At 56.1% G+C, this 22378-nt stretch carries 22 protein-coding genes; 2 read left to right on the forward strand and 20 right to left on the reverse strand.

The features are described from left to right. Positions 1-15: 15 nt before the first annotated feature. From ERD84_RS10670 to ERD84_RS10685, 4 genes are all read right to left on the reverse strand, one after another. Positions 16-1161, reverse strand: coding sequence for an enoyl-CoA hydratase/isomerase family protein (locus tag ERD84_RS10670; protein WP_130039593.1), 1146 nt, complete (start codon positions 1159-1161; stop codon positions 16-18). Next, on the reverse strand, positions 1158-2312 hold the full coding sequence (locus tag ERD84_RS10675) for an acyl-CoA dehydrogenase family protein (RefSeq protein ID WP_130039594.1): 1155 nt from the start codon (positions 2310-2312) through the stop codon (positions 1158-1160). The genes ERD84_RS10670 and ERD84_RS10675 overlap by 4 nt, the downstream gene beginning before the upstream one ends. Positions 2313-2406: 94 nt before the next feature. Next, positions 2407-2721: an RnfH family protein gene (locus tag ERD84_RS10680; RefSeq protein ID WP_130039595.1), complete on the reverse strand. Its 315-nt coding sequence runs from the start codon at positions 2719-2721 to the stop codon at positions 2407-2409. Further along, positions 2711-3145: a type II toxin-antitoxin system RatA family toxin gene (locus ERD84_RS10685; protein ID WP_130039596.1), complete on the reverse strand. Its 435-nt coding sequence runs from the start codon at positions 3143-3145 to the stop codon at positions 2711-2713. Before ERD84_RS10685 ends, ERD84_RS10680 begins: the two co-directional genes overlap by 11 nt. A gap of 57 nt (positions 3146-3202) precedes the next feature. Between ERD84_RS10685 and smpB the strand changes: the two genes are divergently transcribed. After that, positions 3203-3667, forward strand: coding sequence for an SsrA-binding protein SmpB (gene smpB, locus ERD84_RS10690; RefSeq protein WP_130039597.1), 465 nt, complete (start codon positions 3203-3205; stop codon positions 3665-3667). A gap of 64 nt (positions 3668-3731) precedes the next feature. On the opposite strand, the gene ERD84_RS16045 is transcribed toward smpB, so the two are convergent. The 3 genes from ERD84_RS16045 to ppsA all read right to left on the reverse strand — a co-directional run bounded on the left by ERD84_RS16045 (position 3732) and on the right by ppsA (position 8342). Then, a complete protein-coding gene (locus tag ERD84_RS16045) occupies positions 3732-4463 on the reverse strand; it encodes a methylated-DNA--[protein]-cysteine S-methyltransferase (RefSeq protein ID WP_245150669.1) in 732 nt (243 codons plus the stop codon). Positions 4464-4520: 57 nt separating this feature from the next. Further along, positions 4521-5828, reverse strand: coding sequence for an NAD(P)/FAD-dependent oxidoreductase (locus tag ERD84_RS10700; protein ID WP_130039598.1), 1308 nt, complete (start codon positions 5826-5828; stop codon positions 4521-4523). 144 nt (positions 5829-5972) lie between these two features. After that, the gene (gene ppsA / locus ERD84_RS10705; RefSeq protein WP_130039599.1) at positions 5973-8342 is read right to left on the reverse strand and encodes a phosphoenolpyruvate synthase; all 2370 of its coding nucleotides are present in this window, start codon (positions 8340-8342) and stop codon (positions 5973-5975) included. 175 nt (positions 8343-8517) lie between these two features. Here ppsA and ppsR point away from each other — a divergent pair, with 175 nt between their 5' ends. Beyond that, complete coding sequence (gene ppsR / locus ERD84_RS10710; protein WP_130039600.1) at positions 8518-9351, forward strand: posphoenolpyruvate synthetase regulatory kinase/phosphorylase PpsR; 834 nt, start codon at positions 8518-8520, stop codon at positions 9349-9351. Positions 9352-9383: 32 nt separating this feature from the next. On the opposite strand, the gene ERD84_RS10715 is transcribed toward ppsR, so the two are convergent. From ERD84_RS10715 to frr, 13 genes are all read right to left on the reverse strand, one after another. Beyond that, positions 9384-10184 carry a TrmH family RNA methyltransferase gene (locus ERD84_RS10715; RefSeq protein ID WP_130039601.1) on the reverse strand — a complete coding sequence of 267 codons (801 nt, stop codon included), beginning with the start codon at positions 10182-10184 and terminating at the stop codon, positions 9384-9386. Positions 10185-10201: 17 nt separating this feature from the next. After that, positions 10202-10864 carry a ribonuclease HII gene (gene rnhB / locus ERD84_RS10720; protein WP_130039602.1) on the reverse strand — a complete coding sequence of 221 codons (663 nt, stop codon included), beginning with the start codon at positions 10862-10864 and terminating at the stop codon, positions 10202-10204. A 27-nt stretch (positions 10865-10891) separates the two neighbouring features. Beyond that, the gene (lpxB, locus tag ERD84_RS10725) at positions 10892-12148 is read right to left on the reverse strand and encodes a lipid-A-disaccharide synthase (RefSeq protein ID WP_130039603.1); all 1257 of its coding nucleotides are present in this window, start codon (positions 12146-12148) and stop codon (positions 10892-10894) included. Then, positions 12145-12939, reverse strand: coding sequence for an acyl-ACP--UDP-N-acetylglucosamine O-acyltransferase (gene lpxA / locus ERD84_RS10730; RefSeq protein ID WP_130039604.1), 795 nt, complete (start codon positions 12937-12939; stop codon positions 12145-12147). The genes lpxB and lpxA overlap by 4 nt, the downstream gene beginning before the upstream one ends. Positions 12940-12941: 2 nt before the next feature. Next, positions 12942-13394, reverse strand: a complete 453-nt coding sequence (gene fabZ, locus ERD84_RS10735) for a 3-hydroxyacyl-ACP dehydratase FabZ (RefSeq protein WP_130039605.1) — start codon at positions 13392-13394, stop codon at positions 12942-12944. A 43-nt stretch (positions 13395-13437) separates the two neighbouring features. Then, positions 13438-14532 (reverse strand): UDP-3-O-(3-hydroxymyristoyl)glucosamine N-acyltransferase, encoded by a 1095-nt coding sequence (gene lpxD, locus ERD84_RS10740; RefSeq protein ID WP_130039606.1) that lies wholly within the window; start codon positions 14530-14532, stop codon positions 13438-13440. A gap of 6 nt (positions 14533-14538) precedes the next feature. After that, positions 14539-15102, reverse strand: a complete 564-nt coding sequence (locus tag ERD84_RS10745; protein WP_130039607.1) for an OmpH/Skp family outer membrane protein — start codon at positions 15100-15102, stop codon at positions 14539-14541. A gap of 62 nt (positions 15103-15164) precedes the next feature. Next, the gene (gene bamA, locus ERD84_RS10750; RefSeq protein ID WP_130039608.1) at positions 15165-17501 is read right to left on the reverse strand and encodes an outer membrane protein assembly factor BamA; all 2337 of its coding nucleotides are present in this window, start codon (positions 17499-17501) and stop codon (positions 15165-15167) included. A 53-nt stretch (positions 17502-17554) separates the two neighbouring features. Then, positions 17555-18889, reverse strand: a complete 1335-nt coding sequence (gene rseP, locus ERD84_RS10755) for an RIP metalloprotease RseP (protein ID WP_130039609.1) — start codon at positions 18887-18889, stop codon at positions 17555-17557. Positions 18890-18934: 45 nt separating this feature from the next. Further along, entirely contained in the window at positions 18935-20137 is a 1203-nt protein-coding gene (gene ispC / locus ERD84_RS10760; protein ID WP_130039610.1) for a 1-deoxy-D-xylulose-5-phosphate reductoisomerase, read from the reverse strand. Further along, positions 20134-20997 (reverse strand): phosphatidate cytidylyltransferase, encoded by an 864-nt coding sequence (locus ERD84_RS10765; protein WP_130039611.1) that lies wholly within the window; start codon positions 20995-20997, stop codon positions 20134-20136. The genes ispC and ERD84_RS10765 overlap by 4 nt, the downstream gene beginning before the upstream one ends. Positions 20998-21021: 24 nt before the next feature. Continuing rightward, positions 21022-21774 carry a polyprenyl diphosphate synthase gene (uppS, locus tag ERD84_RS10770; protein WP_130039612.1) on the reverse strand — a complete coding sequence of 251 codons (753 nt, stop codon included), beginning with the start codon at positions 21772-21774 and terminating at the stop codon, positions 21022-21024. Between the two features lie 32 nt (positions 21775-21806). After that, positions 21807-22367, reverse strand: a complete 561-nt coding sequence (frr, locus tag ERD84_RS10775) for a ribosome recycling factor (RefSeq protein WP_130039613.1) — start codon at positions 22365-22367, stop codon at positions 21807-21809. Positions 22368-22378 lie beyond the last annotated feature (11 nt).

The following is a 22378-nucleotide window of genomic DNA, read 5'->3' on the forward strand; positions in this document are numbered from 1 at the left end:
TTCTTTATTTGAATGTCAGGCGCTCGCCTGGCGGCCAAGATCAGCCAGCGGATGAGCAAGATCAGCCGGCCAGGGCGAGACGAAAAACCGCTGTACCCAGGCATCGGTGGCCTCATCCAATACAGCTGGAGACCATTTTGGTTGTTTGTCTTTATCGATAAGCAAAGCGCGTATGCCTTCTTGCAAATCACCTTGTACACCGCACTGCAAAGACACAATATATTCCTGACGGAATACTTCGGCCAGCGACATCAGGTGCACACGGCGCAGCAGCGAAAAGCTGAGGCGGGCCGAGCCGGGCGAGCCTGCCAGGAACGTGCTGGCTGCCCGCTTCAGCCACGGGTCTTCACTTTGCTGCCAGGCGGCAATATTTGCACAGATTCCGTTAAAGTCGGCGCCATCACAGGCTTGTCGTATTGCCTGATAATGGTTTTGCAAGGGGCCAGTTTGCCCAGACTCGTCAACCTGCAAACCAAGCAGCAAATTACGCAAGGCTACGTCATCTTGCTGGCGATCGCCGCGCCAGGATGAACCCTGGATAGCTGCAAGCAGCGCATCCCAGCCTTCTGCATCCAGCGTATAGTCGGCCAGGCCCAACAGCTTGCAATCGTTGGCACCCAGTTGGGCCCCTGTTAGTGCCAGGAACAAGCCTATGCCGCCGGGCAAGCGCGACAGCATCCAGGTGCCGCCCACATCGGGGAACAGGCCTATGGAAATTTCAGGCATCGCAAACCGCGTGCTTGTCGTGACCACGCGATGGCTCGCGCCCATCATCAGGCCTACTCCACCACCCATCACAATGCCGTTGCCCCAGCACAGCAAGGGCTTGGAGTATGTATGTATGTGGTAGTCGAGCCGGTACTCCACATCGAAGAACTCTCGTGCATAGACGTTATCCCAGGCTTGTCCGCTGCTGTTGTCTTGCATGCCCTTGTATATGCCGTGTAGATCGCCACCGGCACAGAACGCTCTGTCGCCAGCGCCTCGCAAGACCACCATCGCAATTTGCGCATTGTCTTCCCACTGCCGCAGCCGGGCGGCCAGCAGCTTGCACATATCAAGCGACAGCCCATTCAGGGTTTGTGGACTATTCAGCGTAGCCAGGCCTACTTTGCGGCCATCGGCCGTATCCAGTTCTTCGAACAAGACCGGGGAATTCATCGGATGTCAGCTCCTTTTTCGAGTAATTGCCGCGCGACAATGACGCGCATGATTTCATTCGTGCCTTCGAGTATCTGGTGCACACGTGTGTCGCGTACCAGACGTTCGAGCGGATAGTCTTTCAGATAGCCGTAGCCCCCGTGTATTTGCTGGGCATCAAGGCAGGCCTGGAAGCATAGATCGGTGGCAAGGCGCTTGGCCATCGCACAATACGAGGAGGCGTGCGGATCTTGCTGATCAAGCTTGGAAGCGGCCAGGCGCACCATTTGCCGCGAAGCGACAATATGCGTGAGCATATCGACCAGCTTGAATTGCAGGGCCTGGAAGTCGGCCAGGGCGTGTCCGAACTGCTTGCGTTCACCCATGTAGCGACGGGCGGCATCGTAGGCACCTTGGGCCGCACCGACCGAGCAGGTGGCGATATTGATGCGCCCGCCATCCAGGCCCTTCATGGCAAATTTGAAACCCTCGCCTTCCCGGCCCAAGAGGTTTTCCGCAGGCACCTCTACGTTGTCGAACGTAATGGGGCGGGTCGACTGGCTGTTCCAGCCCATTTTGTCTTCTTTACGGCCGTAGGTAATTCCGGGCGTATTGGCCGGTACTGCGAAAGCGGAGATCCCCTTTGCGCCGGGCTCGCCAGTACGCGCCATGACCACCAGAAGATCGGTGTCGCCGGCGCCGGAAATAAAGGCCTTGGCGCCATTCAGCACATAGGCGGCGCCTTTCTGCTCGGCGCGTGTGGATAGTGAAGCCGCATCGGAGCCGGCTCCGGGTTCCGTCAAGCAGTAAGAAGCCAGCTTCTCGCCGGCTGCCAGCTGAGGTCCCCAGGCATCGCGTACGGACTCGCTCGCCCAGGAGCCTATCATCCATGTGGCCATATTGTGTATGGTCAGAAAAGCAGCCGTTGAAGGGTCGTAAGCAGCCATCTCTTCGAAGACCAGCGTGGCATCGAGACGCGGCAAACCCAAACCGCCGATGTTTTCAGGTGCGTAGATGGCGCAAAAGCCTAGTTCGCCTGCTCGGGCGAAAGCTTCGCGAGGGAAAATGCTTTCAGCGTCCCAGCGTGCAGCGTGGGGCTCCAGCTCGCCTATGGCGAAGTCGCGTGCAGCCTGTGCAAAGGCTTCTTGTTCGTCGCTTAGACGGAATTCCATATTATCTCCTCCTGCTATAGGGTACCGGTAATTTTCTTTACCGGCTTGGCCGGCATCCGCTAATAACCATAGCGCTTTGCCGCCTTTATTTTTGTCATGTACGTGACAATCGCTTCGTCATGAATGCTTTTCGGTGCGTGGCACGCCGCCGTCGGGACTCCATTGGGTCGAAAGTCAGAGGCCGGTATATTTCAATGCGATCGCCATCAGTCAGGACACGCGTTAGTGTGCATGACTGACCATATATGCCTACCGCCAGGGATTCTTGTGGATAATCGGGGAAATGCAGTGCAAACCGGGAGGCTGCCAGCGCCTCTTCAACAGTACTTCCGGCCGTCATCGTCACGTGCTTCCGCCAGGCAGATTCGGCCTGGGCATAAACGACTTCGATACTGATGTCATTGACCATAGATCGCCAAAGCACGTTGAGTGAACGAGTCGATGAAGCTGGTGGCAATACGATTGAATATGGGGCCCACAACGGCTTCGAGCGCCTTGCTTGAAAATGCGTATTCCATGGTGTAGACCACTTTGCAGGCGTCTTCGGCAAGCGCCTGGAATTGCCAGGTGCCAGTCAACATGGAAAATGGGCCATCGACCAAATGAATGGTGATCAGCTCTGGGTAATGATGTTCGTTGCGGGTGGTGAAGGTTTGCCGTATGCCGGCAATTTGAATGGTCACCGACGCTTCCATTCCGTTTTCGTCGTGCTTGTGCACGGTTGTGCCGCCGCACCAGGGCATGAACTCGGGATATTTGGCGACGTCGGCAACGAGGTCGAACATCTGGGCGCAACTATGTGGAACTAAGACAGATCGCTGTACTTTATGCATCGAGAGTCGTTAATGGATAGAATGTATTGATTTTACAGTCTACAACCATATTGATTCATGAGCATTGTCGATAACCGCAAAGCAACGCACGATTACTTCATCGAAGACCGCTACGAGGCGGGTCTTGTGCTGGAAGGATGGGAAGTAAAAGCAATACGTGCCGGGCATGTGCAGCTGAAGGAAAGCTACGTTATCGTACGCGATGGCGAGATCTGGATCATCAATATGCACATCAGCCCGCTACCCACCGCGTCCACGCATATTCATCCCAACTCGACCCGTACACGCAAGCTGCTGCTCAAGGCAGAAGAAATCAGCAAGCTGATTGGCAAAGTGGAGCAGCGTGGCTATACCCTGGTACCGCTGAACTTGCACTATAAAAACGGACGCATCAAGCTTGATTTCGGGCTTGGGCGCGGCAAGAAGCTGCACGATAAGCGCGATACCTCGCGCGAAAAAGACTGGCAGCGCGAAAAAGAACGCATCATGAAGCATGACACCCGTAATAAAAAAGGTGACTGAGTCCGTCGGCCATAAGCCTGGCAGCTTTTGCCTCCAGACATCAGCTGCTTGCCGGTATTTTGAGTCAGCTCAGGGTGAAACCTTCAAGTTCCAATAGGGCAAACTTGCGTTCAAGCCCACCGGTGTAGCCGTTCAAGCGTCCAGAGCTTGCCAGAACACGATGGCAAGGCACGATGATGGTCAGAGGGTTGCGCCCTACTGCGGTTCCTACCGGACGCCCATGCTGTGCCGTAAGACCAGCCGCCAGCGCTACGTCTCCGTACGACACGTATTCGCCATAAGGAATGGTCAGAAGAGCCTGCCAGACTTTCTTTTGAAACTCGGTGCCGTCCAGGTGAATGGGCATCGTGAATACCTGACGGCTACCGTCGAAGTATTCTTTCAGTTCGCTCTGTGTTTGCTCAAACAAGTGAACGGTGCCATCGGGCGTGTCGGTCTGCATCAAAACCAGGTGCTGCGGTGTTTCGCCCGCCGTAGCAGTCGCTGCGCCGGATTGCAGGCGGTCGGGAGTCAGGCGCTTGCCTGCATCACTGGGCGCATTCAGGCCGGTAGGACGCAGGTCCTGGTCATTGAATAGATCGGGCTCAATTCTTGTTTTGTAGGCTTTGAAGTTTTTGATCGCCGCACCCGCCATCATGCCAGCGGTTGGATCAGCCTTGCCGGGCTTTACAGCAGGCAAACCGTCCACAATCGGACAATCGTTTTGGCCCGCAAAATACAGGCCCTCGAGGTGGGTGCCATTGGAGCTGAGCAACATGGCGCCCAAAGGCGAATTTATTTGTGCGTAAAACTTCATGCTTGCATTTCCTTGCCACACTGCATCTACTCATTGTAGTGCGATGCCGCTGGAGACTTAATGCAGTTTCACCCGAGGTGCGGCGCGCTTCATGAACAAACGCCCTATTGCCAGCGTACCGGTACGCACTGGGCCCAGCACGGCCCAGTGATGCATCAAATGCAGGCTCATGTACATGAGCCGTGCCAGCAACCCTTCGACGAACCAGCTTTTACCCGACAGAACACCCATCAGGTTGCCTACCCCCTTGCTATGCCCTACCGATACCAGTGAACCATAATCCCGGAAATGAAATGCTCGATCTTGAGGCTGCCGGCCATTGATTCGGTCACTCAGAGTGTCCATCAGGAAGTTGGCTTGCTGATGCGCCACCTGCGCACGGGCGGGCAAGGGACGATCCTCGCTCAGCCAGGACGCCTGGGCGCAATCGCCCAGCGCATAGATGGCTGGGTCAGAGCTGCGCAGATTGCTGTCCACGACCAACTGATTGATGCGATTGACCTCTAGCCCAAGCCGGGATAACCATGCGGGCGCTTCAATGCCCGCAGCCCATACGCAAAGATCGGCCGGATAGCGATTGCCTTCACCGTCAATCAGCGCATCCGTTTCCACGCTTGAAACACGCACCGACGTCTTGACGACGACGCCCCTGCTTTCCAGCAGCTTCTGGGCCGCTGCCGACATTTTTTCAGGTAAGGCGGACAAAATACGTGGGCTGCCTTCCAGCAAAGTAATACGTATGTCGCTGGCGGGATCCAGATCGTTCAGCCCATAAAACGAGGCATCGGCGCACGCTTCCAGCAGCTCGGCAGCCAACTCAACCCCTGTGGCGCCACCACCCACAATACCGATATTCAGCTTGTAGCCAGGCTGTGCCGCTTTTCTTCGGCTTGCAAGCACCAGTTGGTGCAGCAGGCGCAAGCGGAAGCGTTCGGCCTCGTTGGTGGAGTCGAGCGCGATGGCGAACTCGGCTGCGCCCGGGGTTCCGAAAAAATTGGACTTGCTGCCCACCGCCATCACCAACGTGTCGTAGGCGATGCTCCTGGCGGGGAATACTTCATCCTGAGTGTCGGAGAACACGGGTTTGAGCGACAGTAGCCTGGCTTCGCGATCAATGGCTTGAACCTCGCCATAAATGAAAGTAAAACCACAATCCTTGGCCAGCATGAAATACGACAGGCTTTCGCGGTGAATATCCAGCGTGCCGGCCGCAACTTCATGCAAGGAAGGCTTCCAGATATGCCCACCATCTTTATCGACCAGCAATACATGGGCAGGCCCGTGCTTGCGTCCCAATTTGGCAGCAAGTTCCAGGCCTCCGGCGCCGCCACCGACTATGACCACCTTGTGTGCTTGCTCGTTCATGTGTGCTCCTGCTCTGGTGTTTCACTGACTGTACAACACCTCTTACTCGCTTCTGACACAAAACTGCAAGGTTCTCAAACCTCAAATCAAGGATACAAAAAAAGCTGGCTCAGTAACAAGCCAGCTTTTTTTACCAGGGATTTATCAGGCTTTCTTTGCCAGACGCTGCCAGGTATCGACAACCGTATCCGGATTCAGCGACATGGAAAGAATGCCTTCGTCGCGTAGCCAGTTGGCCAGGTCCGGATGATCGCTGGGGCCTTGGCCGCAAATGCCTACATACTTGCCCGCCGACAGGCAAGCCTGAATGGCACGGCGCAGCATGAACTGTACGGCTTCGTCGCGTTCATCGAAATCAGCCGCCAGCAATTCCATACCGGAATCACGATCCAGGCCCAGTGTAAGCTGGGTCATGTCGTTGGAGCCGATGGAGAAACCATCGAAATACTGCAGGAATTGTTCAGCAAGAATGGCGTTGGATGGTACTTCGCACATCATGATCAGGCGCAGGCCGTTGTCGCCTCGTGTCAGGCCATGGCTGGCCAGCAGGTCGACGACCTTGGCTGCCTGCGGCAAGGTGCGTACAAAAGGCACCATGATCTCGACGTTGGTCAGGCCCATATCGTCACGCACTTTCTTGAGCGCTTCGCACTCCATCTTGAAGCACTCTTCGAACTCTTTGGAAATGTAGCGCGATGCACCACGGAAACCCAGCATCGGGTTCTCTTCTTCGGGTTCGTAACGCGATCCACCCACCAGCTTGCGATATTCATTCGACTTGAAGTCGGACAGGCGAACGATGACAGGCTTGGGATAAAAAGCAGCCGCCAAGGTGCTGATGCCTTCCGCCAGCTTTTCAACAAAGAAGGCACGCGGGCTGGCATAGCCACGTGCAGCCGATTCGACCGCCTGCTTGAGCTCGGCATCTACATTGGGATAATCGAGCACCGCCTTGGGGTGCACGTTGATGTTGTTGTTGATGATGAACTCAAGCCGGGCCAGGCCTACCCCCTCGTTGGGGATTTGCGAGAAATCGAAGGCCAGTTGCGGGTTGCCCACGTTCATCATGATCTTCAGGCCGATATTGGGCATTTCACCCCAACGGACTTCTTCGATCTCGGTTTCGATAAGACCGTCGTAAATTCGGCCTTCGTCGCCCTCGGCGCACGACACCGTGACTTCCCGGCCATTATCCAGAACATCCGTCGCCTCGGCGCAGCCCACCACAGCCGGTATACCCAGCTCGCGGGCAATAATTGCTGCATGGCAAGTGCGGCCGCCGCGATTGGTCACGATAGCCGAAGCCAGCTTCATGACGGGTTCCCAGTTGGGGTCGGTCATGTCGGTGACCAGGATGTCGCCGGCCTGAACCTGATCCATTTCGGATACATCGGCCACGATACGCACCCTGCCCGAACCGATCTTCTGACCGATGGCACGGCCGGTTACCAGCACTTCGCCCGTGGCTTTGAGGCGATAGCGCTCTTGAACGTCATTGTGACCTTGCTGCGACTTGACCGTTTCAGGACGGGCCTGGAGGATGTAGATTTTTCCGTCGATGCCGTCGCGGCCCCATTCGATATCCATAGGGCGCTGGTAATGATTTTCGATGATGACCGCATAGCGGGCCAGTTCGATGACCTCTTCGTCGGTCAGCGAATAACGGTTGCGCTCGGATACGGGCACATCGACCGTACGCACGGCATGACCCGATGTGCGCTCGGCATCGAATTCCATCTTGAGGAGCTTGGAACCAATGCGGCGGCTGATGATGGGATAGTGTCCCGAAGCCAGAGTGGGCTTGAATACATAGAATTCGTCTGGATTGACGGCGCCCTGCACCACGGTTTCGCCCAAGCCATAAGACGAAGTGATGAATACGACATCGGTAAATCCGGACTCTGTATCGAGCGTGAACATCACACCGGCACTGCCGCGATCGGAGCGCACCATACGCTGTATGCCTGCCGACAAGGCGACTTCGGCATGGGCGTAGCCTTTATGCACGCGATACGAAATGGCGCGATCGTTATAAAGCGATGCGAATACATGACGGATCTTTTCGAGCACGTCATCGATGCCCACCACATTCAGGAAGGTTTCCTGCTGTCCGGCAAAGGAAGCATCGGGAAGGTCTTCAGCTGTTGCGGACGAGCGCACGGCAAATGAGCCCTTACCGTCAGCATCCAGTTCGGCAAAGGCCGTGCGAATGGCTTGTTCGAACTCAGGCTGGAACGGCGTATCGATGATCCATTGACGGATCTCGGCGCCAGCCGAGGCGAGTTCGCGCACGTCGTCGGAATCGAGCGTTTGGAGACGATCGGCAATGCGTTGGTCGAGCTTGGTGGACTTGAGGAAATCACGGAATGCATCAGCCGTGGTCGCAAAGCCACCTGGGACCCTTACCCCGGCGCCGGCCAATTGACTGATCATTTCACCTAGTGAAGCGTTTTTTCCTCCGACCGAGTCGACATCCGTCATGCGGAGCTGCTCGAAAGACACTACATAAGACATAAAGTCACCTTAACTATATAAAAGAAAGCTTGTTTGCTTAGTGCGCCTGGATATTTACGGGTCGATGACCCCATAAACCCGGTGTACTAAGCAAACCAGCCTTGCCTGCTGGTACGGTGACTGGTAATCTTTGCGATTGTACCGTTTCCTGCATCTTCTGCACTGACTTTATTCCATGCCAGACTCTCTGATCGAACGTACCGTTTTTGTTGTCTCCGACAGCACGGGCATTACCGCTGAAACATTCAGCAACTCAGTGCTTTCGCAATTCGAGCAATTTTCCTTCGAAGCCATACGCATTCCGTTTATAGATAGCGTTGAAAAGGCCGAGGCCGCAGCCGTAAGAATCAACCGCTGTGCCCAAGAGCAAGACTCCCCGCCACTGGTATTCAGCACCTTGGTCAATCCGGCCATATCCCAAAGCATACGCGAGGCCAACTGTACTTTCCTGGATCTGTTCAGCACTTTTGTGCAACACATAGAAACCGCATTGGGCGTCAAGTCCAGCCATTCGGTGGGCCGCTCGCATATGGGCGGCATGTCCAAGCAGTACAACAATCGCATCGAGGCCATCAATTTCAGCCTGGCTCACGATGACGGTCAGTTCATACATGGGCTGGAACAGGCCGATGTGATTCTGGTCGGTGTGTCCCGCTGCGGAAAGACTCCCACCAGTTTGTATCTGGCCATGCAGTATGCGGTCAAGGCGGCCAATTTTCCACTCATCCCCGAAGACTTCGATCGCGGTTCGCTGCCCGCTACGCTGGCGCCCTATCGCAAGAAACTGTTTGGCTTGTCGATACAGCCAGATCGTCTGGCCGAAGTACGCAACGAGCGGCGTCCCAATAGCCAGTATGCCTCCATCAAGCAGTGCCGTCATGAAGTCGCCGAGGCCGAGCGCCTGATGCGTATGGAAAACATTCCCTGGCTGTCGACCACGACCCGCTCGATCGAAGAAATTTCGACCAAAGTGCTCGATGAGGTAGGGTTGGATCGCCGAATATACTGACAAGCCAGAGGCTATTGGCAGCTCAGAGGCCATCACAGCTCCTGACTATGCTCCCGCCGCTGCTCAAACAGACACACACCGGCAGCCACAGCCACGTTCAGCGACTCCACTTCTGCCACTTGCGGAATGAACACCCGCATGTCCGCCTGTTCGAGTAATGACGGGTCCACCCCCTGCCCCTCGTTGCCAAATACCCAGGCACATTTTGCGGGCAAGGGGGCATCGTACAAAGGTTGAGCATCATCCAAAGCGGTCGCGACGAGCGGTATGGCCAAACGCCTGCGTAAAGCCATCAAATCGACATGCTCGTGTATTGTCATCACAAAATGCGCACCCTGGGCACTACGCAGCACCTTGGCCGACCATACCGAAGCGCAAGCCGTAGACAGATAAGCATGCTCTATGCCCGCTGCTGCGGCCGTGCGTAGCAAAGTACCCACATTGCCTGGATCTTGCAGCCGATCCAACCATAAACAGTTATGGGCAATGCGTTCAGGTAGGACAGGCGTGGGCGCTGTCGCCAGAAAATACACACCCTGCCCATGCTCGACCTGAGACAAGCCGGCCGCCAAGCCAGGTTCACAGCTATGGCACAAGCCTGCAGGTAAACGGTTAGCCAAAGACTGAAGCTCCGCCTGCGTTTCAAGTTTCCGCAAATCAAACAAGGCCAGTTCCGGCGCGCCGGCATGCTGCAGCCAGGCCTGGCATAGATGTACGCCTTCCAGCAGCACATGCTGAACAGCATGTGCATCAGCACCCTTCTCTCGCTTGCCACGCGCCAGGCGCATGAGTCGCTTGTACAAGGGGTTGTCACGCGATGAGATATGCTTCATGGAAACGATCCCCTTGCCTACTGAGCTGGTGTACTTGTGCCCGCAGCTGCGCTTGTGGCATTCAATTGCAACAGTTTCCTGACTGGCGCAAAGCTGCGCCGATGTGCCGGGCACGGGCCATGAGTATGTAAACGAGCCAGATGCAGCGCTGTCCCATATCCCTTGTGTTGGTCAAAACAATAGTCTGGATAGGCTTGGTGCAACAGCAAGCAATCGGCATCGCGAGCTGTCTTGGCCAGGATGGAAGCCGCCGAGATAGCGGCCACGCTGGCGTCACCACCCACAATAGCCTGTGCTGTGCATGACAAGCCTTGCGGCACCCGATTGCCGTCGATGAGGGCCTGGCTTGGCTGCAAGGTCAAACCCTCGCAGGCACGGCGCATGGCCAGCATAGTAGCTTGCAAGATATTCAGCGTATCGATTTCTTCCACGGAAGCGCTGGCAATACACCAGGCCAGGGCATGCTCGCGCACCGCCAGCGCCAGCGCCTCCCGCCGTGCGGCGCTTAGCTTCTTGGAGTCGTCCAGTCCTTTGATCGGACGAGCGGGATCAAGGATAACTGCTGCTGCAAATACAGGTCCCGCCAAAGGGCCACGCCCAGCCTCATCTATGCCCGCGACATTCAGGACCACCGGGCCGGCGTCAAACAAATCAAACTGACCATCCACCTGAGGATTCATGCAAGGTCTCTTTGGGTGTTGAGAGGCTTAGCGCGCCTGCTGAACAATAGCTTGAGCAGCCAATTCCGGCGTATTGCGCCAGAGCGACTCGTGTATTTGCGTGAAGCGTTCGGACACTTGCCGGGCATACGATGCATCGGTCAGCGCCTTCCAGCTGGCTTCGGCCAAGGCTTGCGGCGTGGCGTCATCCTGCAAGAGCTCAGGTACCACGAAATCGCGTGCCAGCACATTAGGCAGTCCTACCCACGGTACGTAAGGCCGCGCCTGTCCCGACTTCCATTCCATCATACGTTTCATCATGGGCGAAAGCACATAAGAAATCACCATGGGCCGTTTGAACAGGGCAGCCTCCAGAGTAGCGGTACCACTGGCAACCAGCACCGCGTCGGCGGCCTCCATCACATTCCAGGCAGCGGGCCGTTCTTTGAAGTCGATGGAGGCTGCGGCATTCTCCTGAGCTTGCCCCTGGAAACTTCCAGTCTGGAGCGGCGCCGGAGTGACCAGAGGCGATTGCTCGCCCGTTTGTTCGATAATGCGGCAACTCGGTATTGGATACTGATCCAGCAAAACCTGGAACTCCTTCCGACGCGCCGGGTTGACCATGGGAACCAGCACCTGCAAGTCGGGATCTTGCTTCAGCAGGATTTGAGCCGCTTGCAAAAACCGCGGCCCCAACAACTTGATCTCGGAAGCACGGCTACCAGGCATAAGCGCCAGCACCCGTGCATTCGGGTCGACACCCAAATAACGTCTTGCTGCGGTCTTGTCTGGTTGCATGGGTATGATTTCGGCCAGCGGATGGCCAACATACGTGACCGGCACCCCTTCTTTTTGGTAGATTTCTACCTCAAACGGAAACAGCACCAGCATGTGCGATACGGCCTGGCGTATTTTGTTGATACGTTCATAGCGCCACGCCCAAATCGACGGCCCGACAAAATGCACGGTGGGCACACCTGCCTGCTTGAGCTGAAGTTCAAGGCGCAGATTGAAGTCGGGTGCGTCGATGCCCACAAACACATCAGGTTTATCGGATAGCCAGCGCTTTTTTACATTGAAGTAAGTGCTTAGCAGGTTGGGCATGCGCTTAAGGGCATCGACATAGCCAAATACGGTCAAGGCGTCCATGGGCTTCCAGGCCTCGAAGCCCTGCTTTGCCATGGCTGGACCACCGATGCCCTGGCAGAGGCTTTGCGTATCGTGACGGCTGATCCCTCGTATGATGCGTGCCGCCAGCAGGTCGCCAGAGGGCTCGCCGGCCACCATGCCGACACGCAAGCTCATGAGCGGGCTATGCCCCGCGTGGAGCTGCTCAGGAAGTCGACCATGAGCTGGATGGCGTCATTGGCCAGTGGGCGTTCCTGTTGCAGTGCGCGCATTTGCTCGCACGCCTGTTCAATATTCAGATTGCGCCTGTACAGCAGTTTGTATGCCTCTTTGAGCGCCGCAATGGATTCCGGCGTGTATCCGCGCCGGCTCAAACCTTCGGAGTTGATTCCTACTGGCCGAAAGGGATCGCCCGCCCCGATCAGGTAAGGAGGAATGTCCTGACGGATGGAGCTGGTGCCACCTATCATGGTATGTGCACCAACACGCACAAACTGGTGTATGGCTGTCAGGCCGCCCAATATGGCCCAGTCGCCAATATGAATATGGCCCGCGAGTTGCACGCCATTGGCAATGACTGTGTGATGGCCAATCTGGCAATCGTGCGCTATATGCGCGTAGGCCATGATCCAGTTATCGTCACCCAGCCGGGTTATGCCTACGTCCTGAGCCGTACCGGTATTGATGGTGACGTATTCACGCACCATATTGCCGTCGCCGATCTCCAGGCGAGTAGCTTCGCCGGCGTATTTCTTGTCTTGCGGCATGCCCCCTATGGAACAAAACCGGTAAAAATTGTTGTTGGCGCCCACAGTAGTGTGGCCGTCAATGACGCAATGAGGGCCGACTATCGTGCCCGCGCCAATAACCACATTCTCGCCAATGATGCTGTAAGGACCAATCTGTACGTCGTCCGCGATGCGTGCACCAGGAGAGACAATCGCAGTGGGGTGTATCAGGGTGGACATGACTATTCTTCCAGTACCCGTATCGCGCACATGATTTTGGCTTCGGCAGCGACTTGTCCGTCGACGGTAGCGCAAGCCGTATATTTGCAGATTGAACGGCTGATGCGATCAGCCGTTACTTCGAGCCGCAGTTGATCACCAGGAACAACAGGCCGGCGAAAACGCGCGCCATCGACACCTACCAGGTAGTAAGCAATCTTCTTGTCGGATGGATTGACGCCGCTGTCGTCCTCGAAAGAAAAAAGCGCTGCAGCCTGGGCCAGAGCTTCGATGATGAGCACGCCTGGCATGACTGGGTGATGTGGAAAATGGCCGGTAAAAAAAGGTTCGTTCATCGACACGTTTTTAATGGCCACGATGCTTTTACCAGGAACCATTTCCAGTACGCGATCGACCAGGAGCATCGGGTGGCGATGCGGCAGCCTATCCATGATCTGTTTGATGTCGAGTTCCATCTTCTTAAATCCTGCAAATAAATTCGTACGATACGATTTTGGGTTACGATTCTTGCTTTTCGAGCGCCCTGATGCGGCGGCGCAAAGTAGCTAGCTGCGGCAGGACGGCCGCATTGCGTTGCCACTGAATGTGTTCGGCATAAGGATAGACGCCGGTGTAGCGCCCCGGATGTGAAATGCTGGACGTGATGGCCGTACCGCCAGAAACATTGACGTCGTCGGCCAGATTCAGGTGCCCCGACAGCATTGCCGCTCCGCCTATGCTGCAGCGCTTTCCGATAATCGTCGAGCCGGCCACGCCTACGCAGGCCGCCATAGCGGTATGGTCACCGATCTGACAGTTGTGGCCAATCATGATCTGGTTGTCGAGCTTGACGCCATTCCCTATGATTGTATTGTCGATGGCACCGCGATCCACGGTGGTGTTGGCTCCGATTTCAACGTCATTACCCAGAACCACGCCGCCGATCTGGGCGATTTTCGCCCAGGCACCGCTTTCCTGGCGTGGGTCTGGAGCGAAGCCAAAGCCGTCTGCACCCAGTACACAGCCTGAATGCAAAATGGCACGATCACCGACCACGACATGATGGTACAAGGTGACACGCCCATGCAGCAGGCAGTCGGCGCCTAGTATTGAATTGGCGCCAATAATACAGCCAGGCCCGAGGCGGGTACCCCGCCCTATTCGCACACCGTCTTCAATGACGCAATGCGGGCCTATGGCTACACCTGGTTCGATCTGGGCTGTTGGCGCAATGACGGCGCTTTCATGTATGCCTGCGGGCAGGCTATTGATGCGGTGCCGGTCGAACCACTGCGCCAGCAAGGCGTACATCAGGTAGGGCTCGCTGCAAAGCACCGGCAAAAAAGTGTAGCTTTCTGCCTTCAGTGTTTCAAAGGCGGTCGGGGTCAGAATGACAACGGCTGCACCTGACTGCGGTAACTGCGCTTGCATCCGCGGATTGGAAAGAAAGCTGATTTCGTCAGGGCCAGCGGAAAGCAAGGAACCCAGGCCCCGAATACGGGGCTGGACCTTATCCTTGGTTTCGACCGGTATGCAATCCAGGCCTGCGACATTCGCTTCAGCCAGCAGTGTTTGCAAGGTAGGCGCCTGTTCGGGCGCTAGCAATACCGGCATTTTGTATTAGCCGCCGAGTGCTTTCATGACCTGGTCGGTGATGTCGATTCGTGGACTGACGGTAACGGCATCTTGAATGATCAGATCGTAGTTTTGTTGCTCGGCAATTTGTTTGATGGCCGCATCGGCCTTTTCGACAATACCCGAGAACTCTTCGTTACGGCGACGATTGAAGTCTTCCTGGAACTCGCGGCGCTTGCGCTGCAAGTCGGAATCGAGGTCGGCCAGACTGCGCTGGCGCTTGATACGCTCGGATTCGGACAATACGGGAGCGTCTTTGTCGAATTTTTGAGCTTCACTGCGCAAACGGTTGGCCAGGCTTTGCAGCTCGGTGTCGCGTTTCTTGAATTCGGCCTCGATCTTGGCCTGCGCTGCCTTGGCAGGCTTGGAGTCACGCAGAATGCGTTCGGTGCTCACGAAGCCTATTTTGGTTGCCTGAGCCTGGGCCGCTACGGGAACGGCCATCATGGCCCCACCCATGCCCAGTACAGCAGCAAATGCTAAAGCGCGATTAGCCTGGCCGATGCCACGGCTTAGAGCGGAAAGTTTTAATGCGAATTGAGACTTCATGAAGAATCTACCTTGCGAAAGAGCAGAGATAAAAGAGTTATTGTGCCATTAAATGGCGTGTATCAAAAACCGGTACCGATCTGGAACTGGAATGATTGCTTGTCGTCGCCTGGTTTGGCGTTCAGGGCCCGGCCGTAAGACAGCTGCAATGGGCCCAGCGGCGATTGCCATGACAAGCCGATACCAGCCGAGTATTTCCAGCCGCAAGGATCTTCGACTTCGTTGTCGATACCTTGAGCACAACCGCCATCGGTATTGGCCACTTGCCCTGCATCGGCAAACAGGAACCAGCGCAGAGTGCGGTCGCGGGTAGCACCCGGGAACGGGAGATAGAGCTGAACATTGGCTGCAAGGCGTCGCGAGCCGCCCAGGTAGTCGTTGGTGAGCGAATCGCGCGGGCCCAGCGATGCGCCTTCGTAGCCACGCACCGAGCCTATGCCACCACCGTAGACATTCTTGATGACCGGGAAGGCCTTGTCACTGTAACTCTTGCCCCAATCGACCAGACCATTGAATGCCAGCGTGTAGGCGCGGCCTAAAGGCAGGTAATACTGCTGTTGGGCGCTAAGCATGTAATAGCGCAAATCCATGGTGGACACATCACCCGACAGGCGTGTATAGCTGCCTTTGGTTGGTGCGATAGCGCTGTCGCGGGTGTCTTTGGACCAGCCTATGTTGAAAATGACGGAATTGGTTTTTTCGCCGTATTCGTCGACAAAATCACGATAAGCTTGCGGTGCACTTTCCCGAAAATCGCTGATCTCGTTATGTTCGAAGCTGACGCCCGCGAAAACGCGGTCGTACTCGGAGATGGGCACACCAAAATTAAGGCCTGCGCCCAACGCCGTGACACGGTAGTCGCCGGTAGCATTGCTGTTTTCGTAAGGTGTCGTCCGGCGATAGTACAAGGATGTGGTCTTACTGATGCCGTCTTGCGTCCAGTACGGATTTGTATGCGAAATGACTGCTGCCCGGTTCGTCTTGCTGGTATTTACCTGCAAGGACAAGGTATTGCCGCTACCGAAGATGTTGTCCTGACTGATGCCTGCCGACAGGATCACTTTGTCGGTCGAGCCGTAGCCCACACCCAGGTTGATCAGGCCGGTGGGTTTTTCCTTGACGTCGACATTGACGTCGATTTGATCGGGCGAACCAGCCACTGGCGTGGTGTGTACATCGACCTCGTTGAAGTAGCCCAGGCGGTCGATGCGGTCGCGTGAGGATTTGATGCTGTTGGAGTCGTACCAGGCCGCTTCCTGCTGCCGCATTTCGCGCCGAATGACTTCGTCACGGGTGCGGGTGTTACCGCCAATCTGGATGCGGCGTACATAAACACGGCGACCTGGATCGACATAAAAGGTCAGGTCGGTTTCTTGCGCTTCGCGGTCAAGCACAGGATTGGGGTTGACGTTGGCAAATGCATAACCCAGGCTGCCTAGGTAGTCAGTGATTGCCTTGGCCGTTGCGTTGGTTTTGGCTGCCGAGAACGTTTCGCCTTCTTCGATTTGAACCAAAGGTTGTATTTGCTCGTCGAGCCCGATCAGGTCGCCGGCCAGCTTTACGCTGCGCACGGTATAAGGCTGCCCTTCGTGTACGGTAAGGTTGATGAAAATGCTTTCACGGTCAGGCGAAATGGAGACTTGCGGCGGTTCGGCTGAATATTCGAGATAGCCGCGGTCGAGGTAGTAGGAGCGTATCCGCTCGACATCGCCTTCGAGCTTTTCACGCGAATATTTGTCAGTGCCGGTATACCAGGTCATCATGCCCGATGTGGTGAGTTCCATTTCGTCGAGCAGCGTACCTTCTGAAAAAGCCTCGTTGCCGACAATATGGATTTCACTGATCTTGGCCAGGTCGCCTTCGAAGACATCGAAGCTGATACCTACGCGGTTGCGCGGCAGCGGCGTAATGATGGGGTTGATCTCTACCCCATATTTGCCTTTGGACAGATACTGCTGCTTCAGTTCGAACTCGGCACGCTCGAGCATGGAACGGTCGAATACACGCCCTTGCCCAAAGCCTACCTGCGCCAAAGACTTGGTAATAGACGGAGCATCGAATTCGCGCATGCCATTAAAGGAAACCGATGCAATAGTTGGCCGCTCGTCGACTGTGACCACCAACACGTCGTTGGTGGTATCGATTTTTACGTCGCTGAAAAAGCCCGTGGAATAAAGCCGCTGTATGGCTTCCGATGCCTGTTCTTCGGTGAATTCTTCACCCACTTTGACCGGCAGGTAGCTGAATACCGTACCAGCATCGACCCTTTGTATGCCATTGACCTGAATATCACGCACCACAAAGGGCGTAAATGCACTGGCAATACTCGGAACAAGCAAAGCAGCCAGCAAGGCAGGCAATGCGCGTTTGGAAAAGAAAGATTTCCGGCTAAACGACATCCTGGTACATCCTTGGACGAATAAGTGGTGGAAGATTGTAAGGCAGAAAGCCGCTAACTGAAAAGGCGAGCAAAATCATTGAAAAAAGCCAGACTCATTAAGGCGGCCAATAAACCCAAACCTATACGTTGGCCATTTTCATGCCATTTTTCGGGTATTGGACGACCGCGGACAGCCTCAAGCACGTAATACATTAAATGCCCGCCATCAAGCATGGGTATAGGCAGCAAATTTAACACGCCGATACTAACACTTATAAGTGCAAGAAACCCTATGTAGGCGGCAAAGCCGATACGCGCCGTTTGTCCGGCGTAATCTGCAATTGTGACAGGACCGCTGATATTGCGCAGGGAAACGTCGCCCACTACCATGCGGCCCATCATTTTCAGAGAGAACCAGACGGTATCAATGGTACGTGACACACCACGGCTCAGGCTGTCAAACAAGCCGTAGCGCACCAGGACCATGGGAAAGTCGGCGCCCAGCATGACGCCTATGCGGCCTATGGTCTGGCCATCAGGTCCGGCCTGGCCTCGAGGCACCACAGTCAGTGTCGTCGTCGCGCCGTTACGCAACACCGTAATGGGCAAAGGTTGGTCAGGATGCTTCTTGACCTCTTCCACCATCGCACTGGCCGTAGGCTGGTCAAGCTCACCTACCCTCGTAACGATGTCTCCGGGCGCCAATCCGGCCTGCTCACCGGGTTCGCCTGAGTTGACTGCAGTTACCTTCGGCTGGGGAATCGCCAATGTCAAGCCCGCCTCGGCCATCAAGTCAACGCCGTCGGCCCCTACCTCGCCCGGTACGAACTGAAGCAAGCGCTCGCGCTGCGAGCCATTGGCCGTATCAACCTGCAACTGAGCCTGTCCTCCGCTGGTCATCACATCAAGCAGTTGCCAGCGGGCTTCGTTCCAGGACTGTACGGGCTGCTGATTGACCGCGGTAATACGATCCCCTTCTTGAATTCCGGCTTGTGCGGCCAGGCTGCTGGTTGGCGGAGCGGCCAGGATGGCAGCCGGCTCGCTGGTCCCGGCAAGATTCAGTGCGGTGTACAGCAGTGCCGCCAACACCAGATTGGCTACCGGACCCGCCAGCACGATGGCACTGCGCTGCTTCAAGCTTTTGTGATTGAAGGCTTGCCCGGCGATCGCCGGGTCATCGCCTGGCTCCGGATCATCGAGCATCTTCACGTAACCGCCCAGAGGTATGGCTGACAAGGCCCATTCGGTGCCATGACGATCCGTACGGCGCACCAGCACCTTGCCAAAACCAACTGAGAACCGCAGAATGCGTACGCCGCAAAGCCGCGCAACCCAGTAATGCCCCAACTCGTGAAACGTAATCAGTACGCCCAGCGCAACGGCAAAGGCAAGCAAAGTGAAAAGCATGGAATTCCTGGTGAAACTGGCGTGGCAGCCCTGTAAGTAGTAGCGTCAGGTCTTGAGCAGGCAAAGCTCGTTGGCAATGTCCCGCGTGCGTGCATCCAGCGCCAAAACATCGTCGAGAGAGTCCAGGGCCGTATAGGGAAGACCGGTAATCCGCTCTAGACAGGTTTCGATGACTGGGGCGATTTCAGTATAGCGAATTTGCTGTTTCAGAAAACGATCTACGGCGATCTCGTTTGCAGCATTCAATGCAACACAAGCCGCCTGCCCCGTCTTGAGGGCATCGAACGAGAGCCGCAGACAAGGAAAACGTTCGAAATTGGGCTCCTCGAAGTCCAGCCGGCCCAGGGTGGTCAATTCCAACAAACCCACTCCACTGGATATGCGCTCGGGAAAGCCCAATCCGTAGGCAATGGGAGTGCGCATGTCGGGTTGTCCGAGCTGAGCCAATATTGAACCGTCTTCGTACTCGACCATGGAATGCACCATGCTTTGAGGATGAATCACGACTTGTATGCGCTGAACCGGCATCGCAAACAGCCAGTGGGCCTCGATGACCTCCAGGCCTTTATTGAGCATGGTGGCGGAATCAACAGAAATCTTGCGGCCCATGCTCCAGTTGGGGTGCGCACAGGCCTGATCGGGCGTAACACCCGCCAGCTTATCCAGGGCGGTCGTACGGAAAGGCCCACCGGATGCCGTCAACAGCAAGCGCCTGACTCCCGCCGCCGGCTGGGTGGGGGCTGTTGCCCTGCCCGTTTGCGGCATGCATTGAAAAATAGCATTGTGCTCGCTGTCGATAGGAAGCAGTTCGGCCCCATTTTCCCGCACCGTACGCATGAACAGGCCACCCGCCGCCACCAACGCCTCTTTATTGGCCAGCAACACCCGCTTGCCGGCCTGGGCGGCAGCCAAAGCTGAAGGCAGGCCGGCTGCACCTACGATGGCTGCCATCACAGTGGTGACTTCGGCGTCGAGTACTGTATCGACCAGCGCCTGGGCACCGATCCGGATTTCGGGACCTGCGCCACCACCGGCCCAGGCCTGCCGAAAGCGTGTGCGTGCCTGTTCGGTAGGCACCACAACAACTTTGGCTTTGGTTACCAGGGCTTGCTCGGCAAGCTCTTCTATGCGGCTGTACGCACTCAATGCGTACACTGCCATGGTCTCCGGATGGCGCAGCACCACGTCCAGCGTGCTTTCGCCGATTGAGCCCGTAGACCCCAGCACGCATAGCTGTTGAAATTTCATGGGTTCCAGACTCCGGTGATGAGCAAGGCTATTGGTGCGACAGGCAGCAAGGCGTCAATGCGATCATATACCCCACCATGGCCAGGTAGAAGCTGGCTGGAATCCTTGACGCCCGCCCGGCGCTTGAGCAAGGATTCGAACAAGTCACCAATAATTGATAGCGCCGCAAGAAAAATGGCAATGAGCGCGACGATCCACCAGGGCCACCGCTGCACCAGGACATCGCCAAAACTGCCTGGCCAGTATGCACTAAGCAGGACCCAGGCCGTAGCGGCCAACACTCCGCCCATCGCGCCTTCCCAGGTTTTGCCGGGACTGACGCGAGGTGCCAGCTTGTGCCGGCCAAATGCCTTGCCGGTAAAGTAGGCAGCAATATCGGCGAACCAGATAAGAGCCATCAAAGACACCAGAAACCAGGCGCCGCGCTGAACAAACATCTGAGTCAGGGACAGCCATACCGCCAATATGGCGGCAATGCCGAACAGACTGAGCCACCATGCGCCTGTGCGCCGTTGCGCCTGCCCCTGAAACACCAGCACCGTGGCAAACACCACCCACATCAGCGCCACAATCGGCAATAACTGCTGATTCAGGACAGCCTGCATTTGCATGGCCCAGTCAGCGGGCGACGAGGCCAGCCATTGCGAAGCCAGCACCAGCATGCCGGCGCCGCTCAGTACTGCAAGAATGAGTGGCCAGGCGCTGTTTTGATGTGGCCAGGTCAGACGCAACCATTCCCACAGACCACAGACGGCTGCCAATGTAAGAAGCAGGATTAAAGGCCAGGGGCTAGGCACCAGCAAAGCGCCGAGCAATACTGCGAGCAGTACCACTGCTGTCACGACACGCTGCTTCAACATATAAGGACGCCCTCCTGTTCTGGCTCAGTTGGAAAGCTGGGCGCTAGTGCGTCCGAAACGTCTTTCCCTGGACCGGTACCATGCAAACGCGGCATCGATCTCTTGGGCACCGAAGTCGGGCCAATAGTCATCGGAAAAATATAGTTCAGTATAGGCCAGCTGCCAGATCAGGAAATTGGAAATGCGCTGCTCGCCACCCGTGCGTATGAATAAGTCGGGCTCGGGCGCATAAGCCATGGATAAGTATTGCGTGAGCTGGCTTTCGTCTATGGGCTGAGTGCTATTGGCAAGCTCGGGCTGTGCCGCCAGTAATTTGCGCAAGGCTTGCAGTATGTCCCAACGGCCACCGTAATTGGCAGCAATCGTCAGGTGCAAGGCATCGTTTGCTGCGGTGCGTGCCTGGGCTTCGTGGATCATTTCCTGCAAACGGGGTTCGAAAGCCGACAGATCGCCGACAATGTGCAACCTGACTCCTTGCTTTTCAAGTTTGCCCACCTGCTTTTCGAGCGTCTGCATGAAAAGCCGCATCAGGACGGACACTTCTTCTTTGGGCCGACGCCAGTTTTCGGAGCTGAAGGCGAAAAGCGTCAGGTACTTGACCCCGCGATCCCCGCAGGCTTCGACGACCCTGCGCACCGCCTGCACGCCACGCATGTGACCGGCGGTACGAGGGAGAAAGCGCTTGGTAGCCCAACGCCCGTTGCCATCCATGATAATGGCCACATGCCGCGGGATGTCAGTGCTGTCCGGAATGGACAGGGTTGAGCTGCTTAGCATGTAAAGAGTATCCGAAGCGCGCACACTGACGGTTAAACCGTCATGATCTCGGCTTCTTTCTGTGTAACAAGCTTATCAATTTCGGCAACATGCTTGTCGGTGAGCTTTTGCACCTCGTCTTGCATGCGGCGCTCATCGTCTTCAGAGATTTCTTTATCTTTAACCAGTTTCTTCAACGTATCGTTCGCATCGCGACGCAAGTTACGCACCGCGATTTTTGCATCTTCGCCTTCTGTACGCACTACTTTGGTTAGGTCGCGGCGGCGTTCTTCGGTCAGAGCCGGCATAGGAACGCGTATGCTATCACCCATGGCAATGGGGTTCAGGCCAAGGTCAGAATCGCGTATGGCTTTTTCAACAGGGCCAGCCATGTTTTTTTCCCATACCTGAACACTGATGGTGCGTGCATCGACCAGGTTGATATTGGCGACCTGGCTGACCGGCACGGGTGAACCGTAGTATTCGACCTGAACGTGATCCAGGATCCCGGCATGAGCACGGCCTGTGCGAATCTTCGACAAGCCGACTTTGAGCGTTTCGATGGATTTGCCCATGCGCGACTCTGCCGACTGTTTGACCTCTGAAAGACTCATTACTATTCCTT

Source organism: Pollutimonas harenae (assembly GCF_004153685.1).
GTDB lineage: Bacteria > Pseudomonadota > Gammaproteobacteria > Burkholderiales > Burkholderiaceae_B > Pusillimonas_C > Pusillimonas_C harenae.

Coding starts and splice junctions, on each gene's coding strand:
- fabZ (WP_130039605.1), bottom strand. CDS start 13,394: ATGGAACTCGACATCAAACAGATCATGGATAGGCTGCCGCATCGCCAC.
- smpB (WP_130039597.1), top strand. CDS start 3,203: ATGAGCATTGTCGATAACCGCAAAGCAACGCACGATTACTTCATCGAA.
- lpxA (WP_130039604.1), bottom strand. CDS start 12,939: ATGTCCACCCTGATACACCCCACTGCGATTGTCTCTCCTGGTGCACGC.
- rseP (WP_130039609.1), bottom strand. CDS start 18,889: ATGCTTTTCACTTTGCTTGCCTTTGCCGTTGCGCTGGGCGTACTGATT.
- bamA (WP_130039608.1), bottom strand. CDS start 17,501: ATGTCGTTTAGCCGGAAATCTTTCTTTTCCAAACGCGCATTGCCTGCC.
- ERD84_RS10700 (WP_130039598.1), bottom strand. CDS start 5,828: ATGAACGAGCAAGCACACAAGGTGGTCATAGTCGGTGGCGGCGCCGGA.
- ERD84_RS10680 (WP_130039595.1), bottom strand. CDS start 2,721: ATGGTCAATGACATCAGTATCGAAGTCGTTTATGCCCAGGCCGAATCT.
- ERD84_RS10675 (WP_130039594.1), bottom strand. CDS start 2,312: ATGGAATTCCGTCTAAGCGACGAACAAGAAGCCTTTGCACAGGCTGCA.
- frr (WP_130039613.1), bottom strand. CDS start 22,367: ATGAGTCTTTCAGAGGTCAAACAGTCGGCAGAGTCGCGCATGGGCAAA.
- ERD84_RS10745 (WP_130039607.1), bottom strand. CDS start 15,102: ATGAAGTCTCAATTCGCATTAAAACTTTCCGCTCTAAGCCGTGGCATC.
- ppsR (WP_130039600.1), top strand. CDS start 8,518: ATGCCAGACTCTCTGATCGAACGTACCGTTTTTGTTGTCTCCGACAGC.
- ERD84_RS10765 (WP_130039611.1), bottom strand. CDS start 20,997: ATGTTGAAGCAGCGTGTCGTGACAGCAGTGGTACTGCTCGCAGTATTG.
- ppsA (WP_130039599.1), bottom strand. CDS start 8,342: ATGTCTTATGTAGTGTCTTTCGAGCAGCTCCGCATGACGGATGTCGAC.
- ERD84_RS10715 (WP_130039601.1), bottom strand. CDS start 10,184: ATGAAGCATATCTCATCGCGTGACAACCCCTTGTACAAGCGACTCATG.
- rnhB (WP_130039602.1), bottom strand. CDS start 10,864: ATGAATCCTCAGGTGGATGGTCAGTTTGATTTGTTTGACGCCGGCCCG.
- lpxD (WP_130039606.1), bottom strand. CDS start 14,532: ATGCCGGTATTGCTAGCGCCCGAACAGGCGCCTACCTTGCAAACACTG.
- uppS (WP_130039612.1), bottom strand. CDS start 21,774: ATGCTAAGCAGCTCAACCCTGTCCATTCCGGACAGCACTGACATCCCG.
- lpxB (WP_130039603.1), bottom strand. CDS start 12,148: ATGAGCTTGCGTGTCGGCATGGTGGCCGGCGAGCCCTCTGGCGACCTG.
- ispC (WP_130039610.1), bottom strand. CDS start 20,137: ATGAAATTTCAACAGCTATGCGTGCTGGGGTCTACGGGCTCAATCGGC.
- ERD84_RS16045 (WP_245150669.1), bottom strand. CDS start 4,463: ATGAAGTTTTACGCACAAATAAATTCGCCTTTGGGCGCCATGTTGCTC.
- ERD84_RS10685 (WP_130039596.1), bottom strand. CDS start 3,145: ATGCATAAAGTACAGCGATCTGTCTTAGTTCCACATAGTTGCGCCCAG.
- ERD84_RS10670 (WP_130039593.1), bottom strand. CDS start 1,161: ATGAATTCCCCGGTCTTGTTCGAAGAACTGGATACGGCCGATGGCCGC.